Here is a 22,696-nt window from a genome sequence, read left to right as displayed (position 1 = left end):
GCATATGCGGTCCACGTGCGTTGACTTTGCTCGCTTATTAATCAGCGAGGCGTTTCAGCGCCTGTGAAGCTTGCTCGATCCGGTCAACGAGGGCGATACGGGACGCCATCGCGCGTTCCCCCGCGAGCGAGGTCAGCAGCTGCCAGGCCGGCAGCTTCTCGCTCCAGTGCGCCTCGTTCACGAGCACCATCGGGGTCGGCTTGCCCCGCGACTCGTAATAGTTGGGCGTCGCGTTGTCGAAGATCTCCTGTACGGTCCCGGCGGCACCCGGCAGGAACACCACACCGGCGTTGGAACGGGCCAGCAGGCCGTCCTCGCGGGTGGCGTTGGCGAAGTACTTGGCGATGTGCGCGGCGAAGGCGTTCGGCGGCTCGTGGCCGTAGAACCAGGTGGGGATGCCGACCGAGGGGCCGCCGTCCGGCCAGCGCTCGCGGACCTCGAAGGCGGCGCGCGCCCAGTCGGTGACCGACGGCCGGAACGAGGGCGCCTTGGCGAGGAGTTCCAGGGCCTCGTCGAGCATTCCGTCGTCGAAGGGGGCCGCGTAGGCGCCGAGGTTCGCCGCCTCCATCGCGCCCGGCCCGCCGCCGGTCGCCACGGTGAAGCCGGCCCGTGCCAGCTCCCGGCCGAGCCGGGCGGCACCGGCGTACTCCGCCGTGCAGCGCGCCATCGCGTGGCCGCCCATCACGCCCACCACCCGGGCGCCGACGAGGAGTTCGTCCAGGGCGTCGGAGACCGCGTCGTCGTGGATCGAGCGCAGCATCGAGCCGAAGATGTCGCCGTCCGCCCTGGTCTGCTGGAACCACGCGTACGAGCGGGCGTCCGGGGTCGCCTCGTAGCCCGCGTCGAGCGAGTCGAACAGCTCGCCGGGCGTGTAGACGAAGGCCCGGTAGGGGTCGAAGGGGAGGTCCGGGACCGGCGGGAACACCAGGGCGCCGGACGCGCCGACCCGGGCGGCGGCCTCGGCGGACATCGGGCAGCCGAGGAAGACGGCGCCGGTGGTGTCGGTGGTCAGCAGGACGTCCGTACGGTCCGTCAGATCGACGGCCTGGAGCCGGTACCGGGCGAGCGTCCCGTGCGCGGCGACGACCTCGTCGAACTCGGCGAGGGACTCGATCTCACGGTCACGGGCGGCGCGGTGCGGCTGGGCGGGCCGGGGTCGGGCGGGCTGCGGCTGGGCGGGTGTCGGAGGCACCCGCCCATGCTAGGCGTCAGCCCTGGACCGCCGCTGGCGCTCTCGTGGCGCTCCGGGGTACAACGCCCGCCCCGGCGCGGCCGGAGAATTCAGTCGTCCGGCCGCGCCGGGGCGATCAATGGCGCTGGATCGGCGTCACAGCAGATTTCGGTTCAGTGCGTCGGCCTCCTCAGGGGTGAGGGCGTAGTTCCAGGCTTGGACGTGGCTGACGGCGCCCGGTACGAAGTCGGTGGCTGCGCCGTTGTACTGGCCCCGGCCGACGGTGAAGGCACCGGAGGAACTCCAGGAGGCGGCACCGGTGACGGTGGCGGCGAGGGTGCCGTTGACGTACAGCTTGGCCGTCTGGGTGGTGGCGTCGTACGTGCCGAGGAGTTGTGTCCAGGTACCCGCGGTGGCGCCGGCGGCGTAGGCGTTCCAGAAGCCGGCGCCCGCGGTGTCGCTCTTGCTGAGGCTGAACGACCAGCCCGGGGTGCCGTTGTAAGTGTCGTTGTACTGGAGCATGAAGGGGCTGGTCTGGCTGCCGTCCTGGGCGGCGATGGTGGCGTTGTGGCCGGGCAGGGAGGACATGTCGACCCACGCGGAGACCGAGTAGCTGCCGGTCGTGTTCAGCGCGCTGCTGCCGGAGGCGGCGTAGCCGCTGGTCCCGTCGAGGCTCAGCACCTCGCCACGGGTCGTGTCGTTGGTCCAGGTGGTGCCTCCGCTCAGGGTGAGCGGATTGTTGCCCACGGTGGGATCGGGCATCGCGTAGGCGGTGTCGGTGGGCGCGGTGTCGTTGGCGAAGGTGTAGCCGTCGCCGTCGTCCAGGTTCCAGGTGTTGTGCGGCGAGTCGTAGGCGCCGACGATGGCACCGATGCCCGCCGGCTTCGGATTGACGTGGTCGAAGCTGTCCGCGCCGGGCGCCAGCTTCTCCTCGCCGTTCGTGGTGTCGACTGCGGCCAGGGTCGAGTCGATGTCGGTGACGAAGACGGGCGGAGTGTCCCACCACCCTCCGAGGTTGTAGCTGCGCAGCCAGTCGTTCACCGCTGAGCGGTACTGGTCGACGGTCGAGCTGCAGGGGTCGTTGACGGGGGACGACGCCGAGGTGCCACCGCCGGCATAGCCGTCGCAGGGGGTGAGAGTGCTCACGGTCGTGCCGATGTCCCAGGCGGTGAGCTGCTGGACGAGGGCGGTATAGCCGTTGGTCTCCAGGTCGACGTCCGTGCGGCCGCCTTCCAGCACGTCTTCGAGTCCTTCGTAGATGAGGACGTTGTCCATTCCCGGCTGGTCGAGCACGTCGCGGTCGATACGGGACAGGAGCGAGGGACCGGTCCTGGGCGGAGTGCCGTCGGCGTAGTCGCTCATGATCTGGTTCGCGGAGATGCCTTCGGATATCTCGCCGTAGGCCTGGCTGCCGGAGGCGTCGGAGCGTTGCAGCACGTCGTCGATCTGCGTGCCGCTCGGATAGGCCTTGTCGCGCGGTGAGTCGATCTCGCCGTTCCCGACGATGCCGCGGGTGGGGGCGCCGGCGGTCGTGACATCGACACCGGTGAGCAGGTCCGTGACCGGAGTGCCTCCCCACTTGGAACTGGTGAACGGGGTCCCTGTGGTGTTGGTGGTGTTGTCGCCGGTTCCGGGGTCGGCGAGGTATTCAAGCCCCGCGTAGGCCTCGGAGTGCCCGACGATCTCGGTGACCGAGCTCGTCAGGTAGTAAGAAACGAGCAGGAACCGGTTCCGGGTCACGGTGAAGGACAGCGGATCGCTGTAGATCATGCCGCCTGCCGGCACGGTGACGCTCTGGCTGCCGGAGAAGGTCAGAGAGGTGGGGGTCCCGCTGGGTACCGCTGAGGGCACGTAAGGGTTGGGCGTCGTGTCGGACGACGTGGCGATGGTGGCGTGCCCTATGGACAACTTCGAGGACCCCAGCGCGTTGTCGAGCTTGATCCGCACGGTGTTGCCCGAGGCGGAGGGGCGAAGTGCGAGCCGGAACGTCTGGTTGCCGTACGGCCCCATCCCCCCGGCCTCCCCGTCGAGGGGGCTGGCCCAGGCGCCGGTCCAGGTCTGGCCGTTCGGTGCGGCCACGCTGGTGCCGTTGGACTCCGCCGTACGAGCGGTGGTGTTGCGCGTCGCGAGGGAGAAGACGTGCAGCGAGGGCGTGTGGTTGCCGATGCGGTTGCCGACGTCGGGCAGGGTGACCGACGCGATGGTCCTGGCCGGGTCGAGCGGGACGGAGAACGCGTACAGCCGCCGCTTGCTCGCGGCCTGTCCGCTGGGGTTGTTGCGGTGCGGAAGGACCACCGCGGCGATCGAGTCGTCGGCGACGGTCCAACCGGGCACGGTCAGGGCGTACGAGGCGGAGGTGCCGTCGGTGTAGTTGATGGTGCCGGTCGCGGCACACGGCCCGTCAGGCGTGGTCCCGGTGAAGCAGTAACTGCCGGTCACGGAACTTCCGGCGGGCACGTACGGCGCCGTCGCCTGGCCGTCGATGGCGCCGGGGTCGGTGGCGTTCGAGTACGAGGACGAGGCCAGGAACTCCAGCGCGTTGCCGGAACCGCTGTAGGTGACGGTCTGGTTGGCGGCCAGCACGTTGTCCTTCTGCCCGGACCCGAAGGCGGGCAGCGTGAACGTGGCGCCGTCGACGGTGACCTTGCCGCCGGAGGTCCAGCCGACGTTGTTCAGGTCGGTGGCGGAGTAGCTGCCGCCGGTGCCGTCCATGTCGGCCTGCGACGGGGTGGCGTCGGCGCTGATGCCGGTGTTGTTGTAGCAGGCGGTCAGGCTCGTGCAGGTGGTGGCGGTGTGGCCCATGGCCAGGAAGCGGTACGGGTGGGTGGCGGAGAAGTCACCGGCCGCATCGATGGCGTAGACGTACAGGGTGTGCGGGCCGGGCGCGTACGGAGTGACGGTCACCTTTCCGGTGTTGCTGGTGGCGGGGACGGTCTGGGAGGCCGCCGGGGTGACGGTGGGGTCGAGGCCGACGTCGAGGGAGTAGACGAACTTCGTCGCGCTGGCGCCGCCGCTGGTGGCCACGTCGAAGGTGCCCGCGGTGCCCGCCACCGCGCCCGCCGCACCCCCGTTGTCGGTGTCGGGGTAGAGGCTGTTCTCCGAGGTGACGGTCGGCTCGTCGGGGGCGGTGGGCTGGGCGACGAAGTGGCAGATCGAGGAGTAGGCGGAGGTGTCCTCGCCGTCGGTGACCTTGGCCTGCCAGTCGACGATCTTCCCGTTCGTCAGGGCGCTGGTGAAGCTGGAGGGCAGCGAGAAGGCGGCATAGCTGCCGCTGGCGAGGTTGTCGCCGCTGAGCCCGGTGGCCTTGGTGGTGGAGCCGTCGACCCAGTACTGGAAGGTGGCCCGCAGCTTGTCGCCGTCACCGTCGCTGACCTTGGCCTTGAGCACCGGCGGGGTGGAGGCGACGGTCTTCCCCATGTACGGGTACGGGGAGGCGGTGTCGCAGCCCGCCGAGTGCGCGCCGGACACCGCGGACATGGTGCCGACGGCCGGCACGTTCGGGATGGTGTTGTAGAAGATCTCCAGGCTGGGGTTGTCCGTGAAGCGCGAGAAGCCCGACGCGCTGTGGGAGCTTTCGGCGGAGTCCTCCTTCAGCGTGACGGCGAAGGTGGAGGAGTGCCCGGCCGCGTCGGACCTGATCGGGGTGAGCACGTTCAGCCCGTGGGTGACGTCGCCGTTGGACGGGCAGAAGGTGGGGTTCCAGGCGCGGGCGTACGAGGCCGAGGTGGAGTAGCTGTTGAAGCCGGGCCGGTTCGACCAGTCGGTCCCCTTGCCGAAGCCGCCGGACCAGTGCAGGTCGACGGTGTAGCTGCTGGAGCAGGAGGCGGAGTAGACCTCGGTGGCGTTCACGGTCGCGGTGTTGATGTGCGCCCCGTACAGGGTGGAGGACAGCTTCCACTGGTACAGCGCGTGCTCGCTGCCGGCGGCGCAGTCGCCCTCCGACCAGCCGTTGTAGCCCACGCCCAGCCGGCCGGAGTCGGACAGCGCGTCGGTCTTGTCGTAGAACGAGGTGTTGGGGCAGCCCTGCTTGATCTCGTCGAAGTGCGGGGCGGCCGGGTCGTACGGGTGCCAGTTGAACGTCGGGTCCACGTACACCGGGAACACGGTCTTACCGCCCGTCAGCAGCCGCGCGTCCGGTGTCAGGGTGAGCGCCCCGGCGGATGCGTGCAGGGCGACCGGCGCCTGGCGGGCGGCCAGCCCCGGGTGGGCGGCGTCCGAGGCGTCCGCCGCGACCTTGGCGCCCGCGGTCCGGTGAGCGGCGCTCCCCGCGGGCCGCAGGGTGGTGTCGGAGTCCCACATCTGCGCGGCCGGGGCGTCCATCACATCACGGCCGTGGGTGTCCAGCAGGCTCAGCCCGCCGTCCGGGGCACCGCGCAGCCGGCCTCCCCTGACCGTGGTGCCCAACTTCAGGGCCTTCAGCGCGGGATCGGCGGCCGCCGACCTGTTCCTGACCACCAGGGTGTCGGTGAACCCTCCGGCCCCGGTCGCCGCCACCACCAGGTCCATACCGGGAAGGACCGAGCGGTACGTGGCCGTCGTGCCCCTCACGACCGGGGCGGGCAGCCGCCCGGGCCAGGCGACGGACACCGTCGCGTCCCCGTAACGGGTGCTGACCAGCGGCGCGTTGCCGCCCGCGGAGAACGAGACACTGCCGTACGCGGTCGCGGCCGGTGCCAGGCGTCCGTCGGCGGAGGTGTGCAGCCGCAGGTCGATCGGCACCCAGCGGCCGTGCTGCCTGGTGCGCACCGGCTTGGGGTTGCTGTCCAGCTCGAAGCCGCCCGTGGGCAGCGCCCGCACCCGCTGGACGGGAGTCGTCAGCGCATCGACCGTGACCTTGTCCCCCGTACGCCGCGCGCCGGCGGCGGCCCGCTCCATGGCCCGGCGCTGCGCCGGAGTGGGACCGAACCCGTCCGGCAGCGTGGGGAGGTCGGGGTCCTTCACCGGATGGCTGGCCCGCACGGCTCCGGGCTTGCCCGGGGGAGCGCCGTGCGCGCCCTGACCGGCGGCGACTGCCTGTGCGGGCACGACGCCGACCACCACGGCCAACGCCACAAGTCCGGTCAGTGCGGCCCGTCGTGCGCGGGATGGTCTATGGCGGCCGCCGCGCATGCGGTGAAGGGGCATGAAGAATCCTTTGGTTGCTGATCCCGAGGGACAGCAGACGAACGTAGGAAGTGCCACCCCCTTCCGACCAGTGGAGAAGCGCCCTGGATTGAACGAACTTGACTGCAATGCTGCCCATATTCGATCTCATAGATTTCTCAAAGGAATGACCATGAACAGGTTCTGGTGATCACCCCGGTACCCCCGGCCGGGATACGTTCCCGCTCGTTTCGAACACACAGTGGCAGCACAGGAATTGTGCGGGGGGCGGGACCGTGGCAGGCACCAGAGCGTGGGCGATACGGGCCAAGAGACCAGGACGCGGCGGGCAGTTCGGACGCGGCCGGGTCGTGGCACTCGTGGCCGCCGTACTGGCACTCTCGCTGCCGGGCACCGGCCCGCTGGCGGCGGCAGCCACCCCCAGGCACGCCCCGACACCGCCGCACGCCAAGCCCGTTGACGTGCACCCGGTGCGCTCGCACTACCGCGCACCCCGGCACATGCCGGCCTACCGGACCCCGAAAGTCGGCTGGCCCACCGGCACCGCCACCCTGGCCGTTCCGCGGACGGGCGGCAAGACCGCGGGCGCGGGCTCACTGCCGGTACGGATCGGGCGAGCCGGCCACGCCGGTGCCCCCGCCCGGGTTCAGGTCCGGCTGCTCCCCCACCGTTCCGCCACCGCCGCGGGCGTGCACGGCGTGCTGCTGAACCTCAGGAGCACCGCCCCCACCGCCGGCGCCGTGACCGGCTCGACGGGCGGCAAGGTCGCGGTGAGCCTGGACTACTCGGCGTACGCGGGAGCGTTCGGCGGTGACTTCGCCTCCCGCCTGCACCTGGTGCGGCTGCCCGCCTGCGCGCTGACCACCCCCGAGGTCCGCTCCTGCCGCACCCAGACGCCGCTGGTCTCGCGCGACGACACGAGCGCCCACTCACTGCACGCCGACGTGACGCTGCCGGGCGCGCAGCCGACCGGAGGACGGCAACCCGCCCGGTCCGGCGCCAAGTCGGCCGTGCAGCAGACCCAGGGCGCGGTGCTGGCGGCGACCTCGGACAGCGGCGGCGGTGGCGGCGACTTCTCGGCCACCTCGCTGAGCCCGTCCGGTTCGTGGCAGGCGGGCGGCAGCTCCGACGCCTTCGAGTGGTCGTACCCGATATCCGTCCCCGGGGTGCCCGGCGGCATGGCGCCGAAGCTCGGGCTGAGCTACAACTCCCAGGCGGTCGACGGTCTCATCTCCTCGACGAACAACCAGGCGTCCGTCGTCGGTGACGGATTCGGCCTCCCGGCCAGTTTCGTCGAGCGCTCGTACAAGTCCTGCAACGAGAACCCCGCGGGCAGCACCAAGACCCGGGACTACTGCTGGTCGGACGACAACCAGCTGACGCTCTCGCTCAACGGCCAGACGTCCACGCTCATCAAGGACGACAAGAAGGGCACGTACCACCCCGCCGGCGACTCCGACGAGAAGGTCGAGTACCTCACCGGCGCGAGCAACGGTGCGCAGAACGGCGAGTACTTCCGGGTCACCACCGACGACGGCACCCAGTACACCTTCGGCCTCGACGAGCTGCCCGGCTGGGCCACGGGCGACACGAAGACGAACTCCGTGCTGACCGAGCCCGTCTACGCCACCGCGTCGGGCCAGCCCTGCTACAACGCCACCTTCTCCAGCTCCTGGTGCCAGCAGGCCTACCGCTGGAACCTGGACTACGTGAAGGACACGCACGGCGACGTGATGTCCTCCTTCTACACGGTCGACACCGCCTACTACGCGCGCGATCTCGGCACCACCGCGAACACCCCGTACAGCAGGGACTCCCGGCTCACCCGCATCCAGTACGGCCAGCGCGACAACTCCGTCTACACGACCAGCCCCGCCGCACAGGTCAACCTCACCTACAACGGCCGCTGCAAGACGTCCGCCACCGGCTGTGCGACCTCCACGCTGTCCTCGTCGACGGCCGCGGACTGGCCGGACGTCCCGTACGACCTGAACTGTGCCAGCGGCGCCTCATGCAGCGTCGACTCGCCCACCTTCTGGTCCGAGTACGAGCTGAGCACGGTGCAGACGCAGGCACTGTCCGGCACCACCGAGACCAACGTCGACAAGTGGGACTTCACGTACTCGTTCCCGGCGACGGGTGACTCGACCTCTCCGGCGCTGTGGCTGTCCACCCTGGTGCACACCGGCCAGGACACCACCGGCGGCGGCTCCACCGCGCCGATCGCCATGAAGCCGGTCACCTTCACCGGCACACCGCTCTCGAACCGGGTGAACGTCACCAACGGCTACCCGCCCATCACCCGCCACCGGCTCAACACGATCACCACCGAGACCGGCGCGATCATCAACGTCAACTACTCCGCGCCCGACTGCGCCTCCGGCACCCCGTCCGACCCGAGCACCAACACCAAGCGGTGCTACCCGGAGTACTGGACGCCCACCGGGCAGACCAGCCCGATCATGGACTGGTTCAACAAGTTCATCGTCACCGGCGTCACCCAGCAGGACCCCACCGGTGGCGGCGTCAACGACACCATCGCCACCCACTACGCCCCCATCGGCGGCGGTGCCTGGCACTACGACACCAACCCGCTGACGAAGTCCTCGCAGCGCACCTGGAACCAGTGGCGCGGCTACCAGGGCATGACGGTCACCACGGGCACCGCCCCCGATCCCGTCACGCAGACCGACACCACGTTCTTCCGCGGCATGGACGGCGACACCCTGCCCGGCGGCGCGACCCGCTCGGTGAGCATCACGGACTCCCGCGGCGATGCCCCGGTCAAGGACTCCAACCAGTTCGCCGGCCAGACGTACGAGTCGGTCGCGTACAACGGCAGCGGCAGCGGCAAGGTGGTCAGCGACGCCGTCACCACCCCGTGGACGTCGGCCGCCACCGCCACCCACGTGGTCTCCGGGCTCCCCGACCAGCAGGCGTTCCTCACCGGCGCCGCGGACAGCAAGGTCTACACCCCGCTGGCCGCCGGCGGCACCCAGGTGACCGAGACGGCGTTCACCCATGACGCGTACGGCCGCGTCACCCAGACCGACGACCGCGGCGACGTCTCCACCTCGGCCGACGACCTGTGCACGACGACCGGGTACGCGGACAACACCGCGAAGTGGATCCTGGACACCGCCGACGAGGTCCGCACGGTGTCCGTCGACTGCGGCACCACGCCGACGCTGCCGAAGGACGCGGTCTCCGACACCCTGACCTTCTACGACCTCTCCACCACCCTGGGCGCGACCCCGAGCGTCGGCGACCCGACCTCCACGCAAAAGGCCACCTCCTACACCGGTTCCACCCCCGTCTACACGACGATGGCCAGCAGCACCGTCGACCAGTACGGGCGCCCCGTCACCTCGACCGACGCCGACAAGCGCACGGTCCGCACCACGTACGCCCCGACGACCGGTGCCGAACCGACCTCCGTCACCGAGACCGACCCACTCGGCTACGCCACCGTCAAGACCTACGACCAGGTGCGCAACCTCCCGCTGTCGGTGACCGACCCGGCCGGCTACAAGGCCTCCGGCACCTACGACGCGCTGGGCCGCCTCACCCAGGTCTTCAACCCCGGCATCACCTCGCCGGTCACCAAGTACGTCTACACGCTGAGCAACACCGCCCCGTCGACGATCACCACCCAGTCGCTCAACGACGACGGCACCTACCGCAGCGCGACCATGCTCTACGACGCGCTGCTGCGGGTGCGGGAGACCCAGACCCCCACGCCCGACGGCAGCCGGGAGGTCAGCGACACCGTCTACAACACCATCGGCCAGGTGGCCAAGACGGCCAGCCCGTACAACGCGAGCGGCGTTCCGGACAGCACCCTGGTCCAGGCGCAGGACGGCCAGATCGCCTCGGAGACCGGCTACACCTACGACGGAGCGGGCCGCAGGACGGTCGCCACCGCGTACAAGCTCGGCTCCGAGACCTGGCACACGACCACCGCCTACGGCGGCGACTTCACCACCACGGTCCCGCCGTCCGGTGCCACGGCCCAGAGCCTGCTGACCGACGCCCGCGGCCGTGTCACGGACCTGTACGAGTACCACACCGGTGCGGCCGCCGATCCGGTGAACGACACCGCCTCGGACTACTCGGACACGAAGTACGCCTACTACCCGGACGGGAACCGGGCCTCGGAGACCGACGCCGCCGGCAACACCTGGTCCTGGAAGTACGACCTGCTCGGCCGGCAGACCTCCGCCTCCGACCCCGACAGCGGCACGGGCCACACGGCCTACGACGACGGCGGGCTGGTACTCAACACCACCGACTCGCGCGGCAAGCAGGTCTCGTACAGCTACGACGCCGACGGACGCAAGACCGGGGCGTACGACACCACCGGAGGCGTCGCCCAGTCGACCGCGAACCAGATCGACGCGTGGACGTACGACACCCTCAAGAAGGGCATGCCCACCGCCAGCACCTCCTACCAGATGGGCACCGGCAGCCCCTCGGTCACCACGACGGCCCTGGCGTACAACTCGCTGGGCAAGGTCGCCGCGGAGAAGACCACCCTGGCGAACCTGCCGGCCGACGAGGCGGCGCTGGCCCCCGCCGCCGGCTACACCACCGGCTACACCTACAAGCCGACCGGATCACTGGCCACCGAAGCCGACCCGGCAGAGGGCGGTCTGCCGGCCGAGACACTCACCACCGGCTATGACACGTTGGGGGAGCCGACCAGCCTCAGCAGCAGCGGCACGAACGCCTGGACCTACGTCAGCGCCGTCGGCTACTCGGAGTCGGGCCAGCTGCTGCAGTACACCTTCGGCCCCTCCACCAACTGGGTCGCACTGTCCCTCGGCTACGACGAGCAGACGGGCGCGCTGACGGACGCGCAGACCACGGACTCCACCAGCGGCACGGTGGTGGACCACGCGCGCTACACCTGGGGCGATGCAAGGATCTCCAAGGGCGCGGGCCTGCTCACCGCGGTCAGCGACGCACAGGACGGCGGAGCCGTCACCGACACCCAGTGCTACACCTACGACTACGCCGACCGACTGAGCAGCGCCTGGACGGCCACCGACGACTGCGCCGCGGTCCCCGCCGGGGGCGCGAGCAGCACCGTCGGCGGCCCGAACCCGTACTGGCAGAGCTGGACCTACACCGCGGACGGCCTGCGCAAGACGCAGACCGACCACGCCACCACCGGCACCACCGCCGACGACACCACGACCACCTACAACTACCCGCCCGCCGGCTCGTCGACCGACCAGCCGCACACCCTCACCAGCACCACCGCCACCGGCCCCGGCGCCGCCGCGAACACCGCCTCGTACACGTACGACACGGCGGGCAACACCCAGAGCATCAGCGGCGGTGCGGCAGGGAAGCAGGACCTCACCCTCAACGACCAGGGCAAGGTCGCCACCGACACCACCAGCAGCGGCACGACCAGCTACCTGTACGACGCCGCCGGCGGGCTCATCCTGCGCACCGATCCCGGAAAGGCGACGCTGTTCATCGGCGACGCGCAGATCACCGAGGACACGACGGCCCACACCCTGACGGGCACCCGCTACTACTCACTCGTCGGCCACACCATCGCGCAGCGCAGCAGCTCGGGCGACATCCAGTATCTGATCCCGAACCGGCAGGGCAGCGAGACCCTCGCCATCGACTATCAGACGCAGTCCGTCACCCGCCGCCAGTACCTGCCGTTCGGCCAGGTCCGCAGCGGCTCGGCGAGCACCTTCCCGAACGGCACGGGTTTCGTGGGCGGCACCCCGGACCCGGCGACCTCGCTGGTCAACCTCGGCGCCCGGGAGTACGACCCATACACCGGCCGGTTCCTGTCGGACGACCCGGTGTTCGAGTCCATGGACACCAACGAGCTGCCCGGCTACGACTACGCGGGCAACGACCCCGTGACCCTGTCCGACCCGACCGGCGAGGACAACTGGTGGGCCGATCCCACGATGAACAAGCCGGTCGATCCGGGCGGCACGCCGATCTCGCAGAGCCTCGCCGACGAGCAGGGCTTCGGCAGCCTGTGCAACGCGCACAACTGCTCGAACTACCACCCGCATCCCGTCTTCATCTCGCCCCACTTCGGCTTCAGTGCGAACACCCCGAACATCAAGCAGCTGGCCGCGGCGTTCGCGAAGGAACTGAAGACGCACTACGACAAGATGTTCGACCCCCGTGCGGCGACGTACAAAATGCCCGACAAGCTGCTCTCGTACGGCACCGAGGTCGGCACCTGGGACGACGTGTGCAAGGGGAAACCGGGCCTGTGCTCCAAGTCGTTCGCCGATGAGGTGAGCGGGCTGCACGCGGCACTCGACAAACAGGCCAAGGCGAACGAACGCGGCACCATGTGCATGTTCTTCGGCGAGTGCCACTGGTGGAAGGTGACGGCGGCCGGTGCCATCTACTTCCGCACGATGCGTGCCGGGGCGGACGGGAAACCGATGCTCGGCAACTCCGCCCGTACTCTCGGCGGACGGGAGAGGGATTACGAGGACAACCTCGACGAGGACGGGAACATCGTCGTCGACGAAGACGGTGCCACACCCCCGGGCCTCTCGACCGGCACCAATCTGCCGAAGATGTTCAAGGTGGCACGGCCGAACTGGCTCAAGGGCGGGCAGTCCAAGGACCCGCTGTGGGCCATCAAGGATGACGCACTCGCCGCGCGTGGTCTCAAGGCGCGGCCAGATCCCGACGACGAGTTCCATATCATGCTCGGGCCGGACGAGAACGGCGTCTCACCCGACGAGTACAACGCGCGGATCCAGTCGTCCCAGAACGACTGGATCAACACACAGGCCGAGTCCATGGAGGACGTCCAGGCGTTCCTTGCGGAAGCCGAGGGTGAGGAGCCCTGATGAAAGTGGAAGACGGCATGGAGCTCAAGGAGATCCTGGCCGACTGGCGGGACTACGACGACGCGGCATTCCTGCTCGGGGTGTTCCTTGGCGTCTTTCCGCGCGACCAGAAGTTCTCCCAGGTGAAGCGGATGTTCTGGACGGCCGGATATCCGCTGGGCGACATGCTCGTGGACATTCTTGACCGGATGGCAGAAGCCGGAGTTCTTCTCAAGGACGAGGACGACGCGCGGTACAAGTGGAACCCGGCGCCCATCGATCTGTCGTGAAGGTGCCGTGAGTCAAAGCGAGTGATCGACGGGCGGCGCGAGTTCGTGGCGCCGCCCGTCGCGGCGAGCCGCGGAGGGATTTCGCCCCGCGGGCTCAGCCCTGGACCGCCGCCGGGTCCATCCACACGACCTCCCAGGAGTGGCCGTCGAGGTCCTCGAAGGAGCGGCCGTACATGAAGCCCTGGTCCTGGACGTCGTCGTTCGCCGTGCCGCCGGCCGCGACCGCCTTCTCCACCAGCTCGTCGACCTTCTCGCGGCTCTCCGCGCTCAGGCAGAGCAACACCTCGCTGGTCTTCGTCGAGTCGGCGATCTCCTTCTTCGTGAAGTCGGCGTAGCGCTGCTTGCCGAGCAGCATCGCGATGATCGTGTCGCTGATCACGACACAGGAGCAGTCGTCGCCGCTGAACTGCGGGTTGATCGAGTAGCCAAGCTCCGTGAAGAACTTCCGGGACGCGGCGACGTCGTCGGTGGCCAGGTTCACGAAGATCATCTGCTGGTACATGGGGGTCTCTCCCTCGGGTGTCGTGCCGTTCGCGGGGATAGACCGCGGGACCCGGCGAAAGTCATCGCCGGGTCCGGATTTGTTCGTACGGCCTTTCAGCGTGCGAGCGGGAGTGCGGCGAGCTCGGCGATCAGCACGGTGAGGGGGCCGAAGAAGGTCAGCAGGGCGCCGGTGCGCAGGGCCGCCGCGCTGCGCAGCATGGCCGCCGGGGCGCCCAGGCGGAGCAGGGCCGCGGTGGTGTCGGCGCGGGACTGCCGGGCCTCCACGGCGGCGGTGAGCAGGGTGGCGACCGTGCAGCCGGTCACCAGCAGGCCGCCGAGGGCGGTGAGGGGGCCGAAGGCGGGGGTGCTGCCGTCGTGGCCGTCGAGCGTGGTGGCCGCGAAGGCCGCCGACGCCACGGTGCAGACGACGCCGAGGGGACGGCCGAGGCGGGTGGCCTCCGTCATCAGGACGCGGCCGGCGAGGAGGCGGCGGGCACCGGGTCGGACGGACTGGAGGAGGCGGCCGCAGAGGTGGGTGAGGCCGGGGGCGGCGAGGATCAGGCCGAGGGCGGTGAGGGACCAGCCGGCGAGGACGCCGACGGGGCCTACGGCCAGGCCGCCGGGGAGGGCGGTGCGGGGGGTGGCCTCGGTGACGCCGGCGTAGGACTCCACGGCGAGGCCTGCGGCGAGGACGGCGATGCCCCAGGGGAGGCCGGGCGGGGTGTCGCTTCCCGGCGCTTGCAGGGTGCCTCCCCCGGAGGGGGGACCCCCAGCGCCCACCCGTGCCGCCCCAGCGGCACGACTGCCCGTGGGCTGCAGCGGTGGTTGAGGGTCGTCCGCGGGTTGAGGTGGTGGCTGGGCGCCGTCCGTGGGCTGCAGCGGTGGCTCGGTGTCGTCCGTGGGCTGGGTGGGTTTGGGGGTGCGGAAGATGCGGGCGCCGAAGCGGCCGTAGGTGCCGAAGGTCTCGCGCTTCGCTGTTCTGTCGTAGGCGCCGAAGCGGCCGTAGACGCGGGAGCGGGTGCCGGGGTGGGACAGGTCGCGGGGGCGCAGGGCCAGCGCGACCGTCGTGGATGCCAGGAGCGGGGGGACGGTCAGGAGGGTCAGGGCCGCTGGGACCGGCAGGGACCTGTTCGCCGCCAGGAAGTCCTTCGCCGCGCCGTCGAAGGGCATGCCCGTGAGGTCGCCGCGCAGGTGGAGGAAGACCAGGAGCGCCAGCAGGGAGCCCAGGGTGCAGGCGAGGGCCGTGTTGAGGGCGGCGATCGCCATCAGGCGGGCCGGGCCCAGGCCGAAGGCCGAGAGACCGGTGCGCGGCTTGGCGCCGGGGTCGGTGCGGGCCACCGCGACCGCGAGGTACACCGTGGCGGCGAGCGGGATCGCGCACCAGGAGAGGCGCAGGAGCGCCGCCGTGGAGTGGGTCGGGTGGGTCAGTGCGTAGCCGAGGGCGGAGAGGAGGAGGAAGCCCGTTCCCGCCGCCGCCGTGGCCACCAGGAGGCGGCGCAGGTGGACGGCCGGGTGGGCGGCGCGGGTCAGACGGAGAGCGAGCACTCGGCCCGGCCTTCCGCTTCGGGGACCGGCGGGAGGTGGACCGTGTGCACCCGGCGGCCGTCGAGGAGCGCGATCTTGCGGTCGGCGAGGGCCGCCGTCTCCGCGTCGTGCGTGGCGAGGACCACCGTGATGCCGTGCGAGCGGGCCGCCGTGGTGAGCATGCGCAGCACGTGGGCGCGGTCGGCGCGGTGCAGCGGTGCCGTCGGCTCGTCCGCGAAGAGGACCGTGGGCGCCGGGGCGAGGGCACGGGCGATGGAGACGCGCTGGCGTTCGGCCTGCTGGAGCTCGGCCGGGTGCTTGCGGGCCTTGTCGCCGACGTCGAGGCGCTCCAGCCACTCCAGCGCGGCCACCTTGGCCCGGCGCCTGCTGGTGCCGCGCAGCATCAGGGGCAGCGCGGTGTTCTCCCAGACGTTCAGCTCGGGGACGAGCGTCGGGGCCGGGTCGATCCAGCCGAAGCGGTCGCGGCGCAGCCGTTCGCGGGTGAGCGGGCCCATCCGGTGCACGGCCTTGCTGTTGAACCAGACCTCGCCGCCCTGGGTCGGGACCAGGCCGGCCAGGCATCTCAGCAGCGTCGTCTTGCCGCTGCCGCGCGGACCGCTGACGGCGAGGATCTCGCCCTCCCGCACACCGAGCGAGATCCCCGTGATACCGGGTGAGCCGTCCTGGTGGCGGAAGTGCAGGGAGCGTGCCCACAGCACGTCGTTGTCCGGCGGGGCCTCCATGGGCGTACACCTCGGTTCTGATCCGTTTTGCCGTGCCTTCCCACGTCCGGGGGAACGAAGGCTGGGCCGATCGGTCACGTGCACGCTAGGCAGGTCGGGGACGGAGCCCGCACAGCACACGGCCCCGGGCCGCCGTTCTCACTCGAACGGACGGCACCGGGGCCGGATCAGACCGCTGGTCGGATGATCTGATCTTGATCAGAGTTTGATCAGAGCTTCGTCCACGCCTCCGAGAGGGTGGCGCGCAGGATCTGCTCGATCTCGTCGAAGGTCTCCTGGTTGGAGATCAGCGGCGGGGCGAGCTGGACGACCGGGTCGCCGCGGTCGTCGGCACGGCAGTACAGGCCGTTCTCGAACAGGGCCTTGGAGAGGTAGCCGTACAGGACGCGCTCCGTCTCCTCGTCGTTGAAGGACTCCTTCGTGGCCTTGTCCTTGACGAGCTCGATGCCGTAGAAGAAGCCGTTGCCGCGGACGTCGCCGACGATCGGCAGGTCGTGCAGCTTCTGGAGGGTGGAGAGGAAGGCGCCCTCGTTGTCCAGGACGTGCTGGTTGAGGTTCTCGCGCTCGAACAGGTCGAGGTTGGCGAGGCCGACCGCCGCGGAGACCGGGTGGCCGCCGAAGGTGTAGCCGTGCAGGAACGTGTTGTCGCCCTTGTAGAACGGCTCGGCGAGCCGGTCGGAGACGATGCACGCGCCGATCGGGGAGTAGCCCGAGGTCATGCCCTTGGCGCAGGTGATCATGTCCGGGACGTAGCCGAACTTGTCGCAGGCGAACATCGTGCCCAGACGGCCGAAGGCGCAGATGACCTCGTCGGAGACCAGGAGCACGTCGTACTGGTCGCAGATCTCGCGGACCCGCTGGAAGTAGCCGGGCGGCGGCGGGAAGCAGCCGCCGGCGTTCTGGACCGGCTCCAGGAAGACCGCGGCGACGGTGTCGGGGCCCTCGAAGAGGATCTGCTGCTCGATCTGGTCGGCGGCCCAGCGGCCGAAGGCCTCCGGGTCGTCGCCGTGGATCGGGGCGCGGTAGATGTTGGTGTTCGGGACCTTGTGGGCACCGGGGACGAGGGGCTCGAAGGGAGCCTTCAGCGCCGGGAGGCCGGTGATGGACAGGGCGCCCTGCGGGGTGCCGTGGTAGGCGACCGCGCGGGAGATGACCTTGTACTTGGTCGGCTTGCCGGTGAGCTTGAAGTACTGCTTGGCCAGCTTCCAGGCGGTCTCGACGGCCTCGCCGCCGCCGGTGGTGAAGAAGACCTTGTTCAGGTCTCCCGGGGCGTGGTCGGCGAGGCGCTCGGCCAGCTCGACGGCCTTCGGGTGGGCGTACGACCACACCGGGAAGAACGCCAGCTCCTGGGCCTGCTTGAACGCCGCCTCGGCGAGTTCCACGCGGCCGTGACCGGCCTGGACCACGAACAGCCCCGCGAGACCGTCGAGGTAGCGCTTGCCCTTGTCGTCGTAGATGTAGGTGCCCTCGCCCCGGACGATGGTCGGGACGGGGGAGTTCTCGTACGAGGACATGCGGGTGAAGTGCATCCACAGGTGGTCGTACGCGGTGCGGCTGAGGTCCTTCTGGGTCACGGTTATCGGGTTCCCCACATGTAGGTCTGCTTCTTCAGCTTCAGATAGACGAAGCTTTCGGTGGAGCGCACACCGGGCAGCGCCCGGATGCGTTTGTTGATGACGTCCAGCAGGTGGTCGTCGTCCTCGCAGACGATCTCCGCGAGGATGTCGAACGAGCCCGCGGTCATCACCACGTACTCGACTTCCGACATGGCCGTCAGCGCGTCCGCTATCGACTCGACATCGCCCTCCACGTTGACGCCGACCATCGCCTGCCGGCGGAAGCCCACGGTGAGCGGGTCCGTGACGGCGACGATCTGCATCACGCCCTGGTCGAGCAGCTTCTGGACGCGCTGGCGCACGGCCGCCTCCGACAGGCCCACGGCCTTGCCGATCGCGGCGTACGGACGGCGGCCGTCCTCCTGGAGCTGCTGGATGATGGCGAGGGAAACGGCGTCCAACTGGGGGGTGCCGTTCCTGGACTCGCGGGACGAGTCCCTCTGGTCTGCGCTTCGACTGGCCACGACCTCACTGTGCACGACGTCTCGACGGTTCCGCAAGGCCGCATCGATGAAATTCGTTGTTTGAGGTGTCGTGGATTGCGGATTTCGCAGACGTGACGGCCGTGGGGGTGTTGAAAACGTGGGATCTCGGATTACTGTGGGTGTCTCAGTCAATGGACACCCGAACTTGGAGGGCCGGCAGTGAGCACCGAGCTGCGTCGTCTGCGCAATTACATCGACGGTGAGTTCCGGGACGCCGCCGACGGACGGACCACCGAGGTGGTCAACCCCGCGACCGGCGAGGCGTACGCGACGGCCCCGCTGTCCGGGGCGGCCGACGTCGACGCCGCGATGGCGGCCGCGGCCGCGGCCTTTCCGGGCTGGCGCGACACCACGCCGGCTGAGCGGCAGAAGGCCCTGCTGAAGATCGCGGACGCGTTCGAGGAGCGGGCCGAGGAACTCATCGCGGCGGAGGTGGAGAACACCGGCAAGCCGACCGGGCTCACCCGCTCCGAGGAGATCCCGCCGATGGTCGACCAGATCCGGTTCTTCGCGGGCGCGGCCCGGATGCTGGAGGGCCGGTCGGCCGGCGAGTACATGGAGGGGATGACCTCCATCATCCGCCGCGAGCCGGTCGGCGTCTGCGCGCAGGTCGCGCCGTGGAACTACCCGATGATGATGGCCGTGTGGAAGTTCGCCCCGGCGATCGCCGCGGGCAACACGGTCGTGCTGAAGCCGTCGGACACGACGCCGGCGTCGACCGTCCTGATCGCGGACATCATCGGCGGGATCCTGCCGAAGGGCGTCTTCAACGTCGTCACCGGCGACCGTGACACCGGCCGGCTGATGGTCGAGCACCCGACCCCGGCGATGGCCTCCATCACCGGTTCCGTGCGGGCCGGCATGTCGGTCGCCGAGTCCGCGTCCAAGGACCTCAAGCGGGTCCACCTGGAGCTGGGCGGCAAGGCCCCGGTCGTCGTCTTCGAGGACACGGACATCGCCAAGGCCGTCGAGGACATCTCCGTCGCGGGCTTCTTCAACGCCGGCCAGGACTGTACGGCCGCCACCCGCGTGCTCGTCCAGGAGTCGATCCACGACGAGTTCGTGGCCGCGCTCGCGAAGGCCGCGGCCGAGACGAAGACGGGGCAGCCGGACGACGAGGACGTGCTGTACGGGCCGTTGAACAACCCGAACCAGCTGAAGCAGGTCTCCGGGTTCATCGAGCGGCTCCCGGCCCACGCCAAGGTCGAGGCCGGCGGACAGCGGGTCGGTGACAAGGGGTACTTCTACGCGCCGACCGTCGTCTCCGGGCTCAAGCAGGACGACGAGATCATCCAGAACGAGGTCTTCGGACCGGTCATCACCGTCCAGTCCTTCACGGACGAGGACCAGGCCGTGGAGTGGGCCAACGGAGTCGAGTACGCCCTCGCGTCCTCGGTGTGGACCAAGGACCACGGGCGGGCCATGCGGATGTCCAAGAAGCTGGACTTCGGCTGCGTGTGGATCAACACGCACATTCCGCTGGTCGCGGAGATGCCGCACGGCGGGTTCAAGAAGTCGGGGTACGGCAAGGACCTGTCCGCGTACGGGTTCGACGACTACACGCGGATCAAGCACGTGATGACGTCGCTGGACGCGTAGGTCGTATGTCCGCTGCGGGTGCGTGGGGGCTGGTCGCGCCCCCGCGGCGGAGCCGCATATGGACAAGGCCCCGCGCCCCTTTCAGGGGCGTTGCGCCGCCCGGGGTCGAGAAGTAACGCCGTGTTGACCCAGGTCATCGACAAGGTGTCCGGTCCGCGTCAAGGGGCTCGACGCAGCGTCGATTGCCGGGCGACAGGCGGGCGCGACATCCTTCAGGTGTGCCCCAGACCTCTTCTCAGACGCCCGCGCTCTCCCGTCGCTCCCTGCTGCGCGCGCTCGGCGGCACCGCCGCGCTCGGCGCGCTGGCCGGCTGCGGGGTGCCCGCCGCCTACGTCAAGGCCGGCGACCGCGCCGTGACCGACGTGTCCGCCACGGACCACAGGCTGGTCTTCGCGAACTGGCCGCTGTACATCGACGTGGACGACGACAACCCGAACAAGCGGCCCACCCTCGACGCCTTCGAGAAGCGCACCGGGATCTCCGTCGACTACATCGAGGAGATCAACGACAACGACGAGTTCTTCGGCAAGATCAGCCCCGCGCTGATGAACCACCAGTCCACCGGCCGCGACCTGATCGTCATCAGCGACTGGATGTGCGCGCGGTTCGTCCGCCTGGGCTGGGTCCAGAAGATGGACCGCGCCCACCAGCCGAACGTGGCGAAGTACCTGGACCCGCTGCTCCGCTCGCCCGCCTTCGACCCGGGCCGTCTCCACACCGTGCCGTGGCAGTCGGGCATCACCGGCATCGCGTACAACCGCAGGAAGCTCGGGCGTGAGATCCGGCACGTCAAGGACCTCTGGGCGAGCGACCTCAAGGGCCGGGTGACCCTGCTGTCCGGCCTCGACGAGGCGTTCGCACTGCTCATGCAGGGCAACGGCGTGGACATCACCAAGTGGACGGCCGACGACTTCCACGACGTCTGCGACGAGGTGCAGAAGCAGGTCGACCGGGGCCAGATCCGCCGCTTCACCGGCAACGACTACACCAAGGACCTGGTCAGCGGGGATGTCCTGGCCTGCCAGGCCTACTCCGGCGATGTCATCCAGCTCCAGGCCGACAACCCCGACATCCGCTTCCTCGTCCCCGAGGAGGGCGCGGAGCTCTGGTCGGACTCCCTGATGATCCCGGACCGCGCCGCCCACAAGACCAACGCGGAACGCCTCGTCGACTACTACTACGAGCCGGAGGTCGCCGCCGAGCTGGCCGCCTGGGTCAACTACGTCTGCCCTGTCCCGGCCGCCCAGCAGGTCCTCGCCGACTCCAAGGACAAGGACACCGCGGCCCTCGCCGACAACCCCCTGATCTTCCCGAACACGGCCATGCGCAAGAGCCTCGCCATCGCCCGCGACATCACGTCGAAGGAACGCGTCGAGTTCGCCAAGCGGTGGAACCAGATCGTGGGGCTGTAGGCCTTCTTCCTCCGGTTGTGACGAGGATTCCTGGTTGGCACAAAAGAGGGATGGTTGACACCGGTCAGAGGTTCGATCCGCGAAGAGCGGAACCTGAGGTTTGCTGGTTCTGTTGGTCGCCGGCCTGGGCCGGCGCGGCAGCGCAGCGTTCTGGTAACTCCCATGCCGGGGCCCGGGGTTACGGTGCGACGTGCGTGCGGGGGAGTCGTGAAGAGTTCCCGCATGGTTCTGGGGATCCGGTCACGGGAACGGAAAGATCCGGGGGGCTTTCTCGGCGCCCGCGAACAGGTCGGACGCCGCTCCATGCGATGGGAGACCGATCAACGATGTTCACTCCGGTGCGGAGCAGAATACGGACGGCCGCGCTCGCGCTCTCGGCCATTACGGCCCTCGCCTTAGGCGTGACCGCCACGACCGGCGCGGCGGCGGCCCCCGCTCCCGCGAAACAGGGACCAACCTCGGTGGCGTACGTCGAGGTGAACAACAACAGCATGCTGAACGTCGGCAAGTACACCCTCGCCAACGGTGGCGGCAACGTCTTCGACGTCGCCGTGATCTTCGCGGCGAACATCAACTACGACACGGGCACGAAGGCGGCGACCCTGTACTTCAACGAGAACGTGCAACGCGTCCTCGACAACGCCGCCACGCAGATACGGCCGTTGCAGCAGAAGGGCATCAGGGTCGTCCTCTCGGTGCTCGGCAACCACCAGGGCGCGGGCTTCGCCAACTTCCCGTCCCAGCAGGCGGCTTCGACGTTCGCGAAACAACTGTCGGACACCGTGGCCAAGTACGGGCTCGACGGCATCGACTTCGATGACGAGTACGCCGATTACGGCAACAACGGCACCGGCCAGCCCAACGCCGGCTCGTTCGTGTACCTGGTGTCGGCACTGCGTGCCAACATGCCGGACAAGATCATCAGCCTTTACAACATCGGCCCGGCCGCGTCGCGCCTGTCCTACGGCGGCGTCGACGTCTCGTCCAGGTTCGACTACGCCTGGAACCCGTACTACGGCACCTGGCAGGTCCCCGGCATCGCACTGCCCAAGTCGAAGCTGTCGCCGGCGGCTGTCGAGATCGGCGGAACCTCACAAGGCACGGCCGCCGCCCTCGCCCGCCGCACGGTCAGTGAGGGGTACGGCGTCTATCTGACGTACAACCTCGACGGCGCCGACCGCAGCGCCGATGTCTCCGCGTTCACCAGGGAGCTGTACGGCAGTGACGCCCACTACACGCCGTAGGCCGACCACATTCCCCGGCGTCCGGTGTCCCCTCGGGGCGTGCTGCATCCAGTAGGGCCGCGCCTCGGGCAGGCCGCGCTTTCGACAACGATGTCGGAGGCGCGGTCGCCACAGGTACCGTGACCTGCGCTGTACCAAAGTGCCAACCATCTCCCTGATTCTGTGCTTCCGGCCGCGGAGGATGGTTGGCATC

The 22,696-nt window shown here is 69.6% G+C and carries 12 protein-coding genes; 5 read left to right on the top strand and 7 right to left on the bottom strand.

The genetic code is table 11. The features are described 5' to 3' along the window. Nucleotides 1–37: 37 nt before the first annotated feature. Both ACFWPS_RS15320 and ACFWPS_RS15315 read right to left on the bottom strand, forming a co-directional pair. A complete protein-coding gene (locus tag ACFWPS_RS15320; protein WP_383705061.1) occupies nucleotides 38–1,192 on the bottom strand; it encodes an LOG family protein in 1,155 nt (384 codons plus the stop codon). A gap of 135 nt (nucleotides 1,193–1,327) precedes the next feature. After that, on the bottom strand, nucleotides 1,328–6,196 hold the full coding sequence (locus tag ACFWPS_RS15315; protein ID WP_383705059.1) for a LamG-like jellyroll fold domain-containing protein: 4,869 nt from the start codon (nucleotides 6,194–6,196) through the stop codon (nucleotides 1,328–1,330). A 353-nt stretch (nucleotides 6,197–6,549) separates the two neighbouring features. Here ACFWPS_RS15315 and ACFWPS_RS15310 point away from each other — a divergent pair, with 353 nt between their 5' ends. Both ACFWPS_RS15310 and ACFWPS_RS15305 read left to right on the top strand, forming a co-directional pair. Beyond that, complete coding sequence (locus tag ACFWPS_RS15310; RefSeq protein WP_383705056.1) at nucleotides 6,550–13,128, top strand: RHS repeat-associated core domain-containing protein; 6,579 nt, start codon at nucleotides 6,550–6,552, stop codon at nucleotides 13,126–13,128. Then, entirely contained in the window at nucleotides 13,128–13,397 is a 270-nt protein-coding gene (locus ACFWPS_RS15305; protein WP_383705054.1) for a hypothetical protein, read from the top strand. Before ACFWPS_RS15310 ends, ACFWPS_RS15305 begins: the two co-directional genes overlap by 1 nt. A gap of 94 nt (nucleotides 13,398–13,491) precedes the next feature. Here ACFWPS_RS15305 and ACFWPS_RS15300 read toward each other — a convergent pair whose 3' ends face one another. The 5 genes from ACFWPS_RS15300 to ACFWPS_RS15280 form a co-directional block, all read right to left on the bottom strand. Further along, nucleotides 13,492–13,899, bottom strand: a complete 408-nt coding sequence (locus ACFWPS_RS15300; protein ID WP_383705052.1) for a VOC family protein — start codon at nucleotides 13,897–13,899, stop codon at nucleotides 13,492–13,494. A gap of 95 nt (nucleotides 13,900–13,994) precedes the next feature. Beyond that, entirely contained in the window at nucleotides 13,995–15,425 is a 1,431-nt protein-coding gene (locus tag ACFWPS_RS15295; protein WP_383705050.1) for a hypothetical protein, read from the bottom strand. After that, nucleotides 15,407–16,147 carry an ABC transporter ATP-binding protein gene (locus ACFWPS_RS15290; RefSeq protein ID WP_383705048.1) on the bottom strand — a complete coding sequence of 247 codons (741 nt, stop codon included), beginning with the start codon at nucleotides 16,145–16,147 and terminating at the stop codon, nucleotides 15,407–15,409. The genes ACFWPS_RS15295 and ACFWPS_RS15290 overlap by 19 nt, the downstream gene beginning before the upstream one ends. Nucleotides 16,148–16,356: 209 nt before the next feature. Beyond that, a complete protein-coding gene (locus tag ACFWPS_RS15285) occupies nucleotides 16,357–17,739 on the bottom strand; it encodes an aspartate aminotransferase family protein (protein ID WP_383705046.1) in 1,383 nt (460 codons plus the stop codon). Continuing rightward, the gene (locus ACFWPS_RS15280; protein ID WP_089098474.1) at nucleotides 17,724–18,242 is read right to left on the bottom strand and encodes an Lrp/AsnC family transcriptional regulator; all 519 of its coding nucleotides are present in this window, start codon (nucleotides 18,240–18,242) and stop codon (nucleotides 17,724–17,726) included. The genes ACFWPS_RS15285 and ACFWPS_RS15280 overlap by 16 nt, the downstream gene beginning before the upstream one ends. 165 nt (nucleotides 18,243–18,407) lie before the next feature. Between ACFWPS_RS15280 and ACFWPS_RS15275 the strand changes: the two genes are divergently transcribed. From ACFWPS_RS15275 to ACFWPS_RS15265, 3 genes are all read left to right on the top strand, one after another. Further along, nucleotides 18,408–19,847: a gamma-aminobutyraldehyde dehydrogenase gene (locus ACFWPS_RS15275; RefSeq protein ID WP_383705044.1), complete on the top strand. Its 1,440-nt coding sequence runs from the start codon at nucleotides 18,408–18,410 to the stop codon at nucleotides 19,845–19,847. Nucleotides 19,848–20,065: 218 nt separating this feature from the next. Further along, the gene (locus ACFWPS_RS15270; RefSeq protein WP_383705042.1) at nucleotides 20,066–21,259 is read left to right on the top strand and encodes an extracellular solute-binding protein; all 1,194 of its coding nucleotides are present in this window, start codon (nucleotides 20,066–20,068) and stop codon (nucleotides 21,257–21,259) included. Nucleotides 21,260–21,585: 326 nt separating this feature from the next. Next, nucleotides 21,586–22,503 (top strand): endo-beta-N-acetylglucosaminidase H, encoded by a 918-nt coding sequence (locus tag ACFWPS_RS15265; protein ID WP_383705040.1) that lies wholly within the window; start codon nucleotides 21,586–21,588, stop codon nucleotides 22,501–22,503. Nucleotides 22,504–22,696: the final 193 nt, after the last annotated feature.

This window comes from Streptomyces sp. NPDC058457, assembly GCF_042720695.1.
Lineage (GTDB): Bacteria > Actinomycetota > Actinomycetes > Streptomycetales > Streptomycetaceae > Streptomyces.
This window is presented reverse-complemented; position numbering and strand designations above follow the sequence as displayed.

What these genes read in the sequence shown, in the direction of transcription:
- ACFWPS_RS15305 (WP_383705054.1), top strand. Translation starts at nt 13,128, where the DNA reads ATGAAAGTGGAAGACGGCATGGAGCTCAAGGAGATCCTGGCCGACTGG.
- ACFWPS_RS15300 (WP_383705052.1), bottom strand. Translation starts at nt 13,899, where the DNA reads ATGTACCAGCAGATGATCTTCGTGAACCTGGCCACCGACGACGTCGCC.
- ACFWPS_RS15290 (WP_383705048.1), bottom strand. Translation starts at nt 16,147, where the DNA reads ATGGAGGCCCCGCCGGACAACGACGTGCTGTGGGCACGCTCCCTGCAC.
- ACFWPS_RS15265 (WP_383705040.1), top strand. Translation starts at nt 21,586, where the DNA reads ATGTTCACTCCGGTGCGGAGCAGAATACGGACGGCCGCGCTCGCGCTC.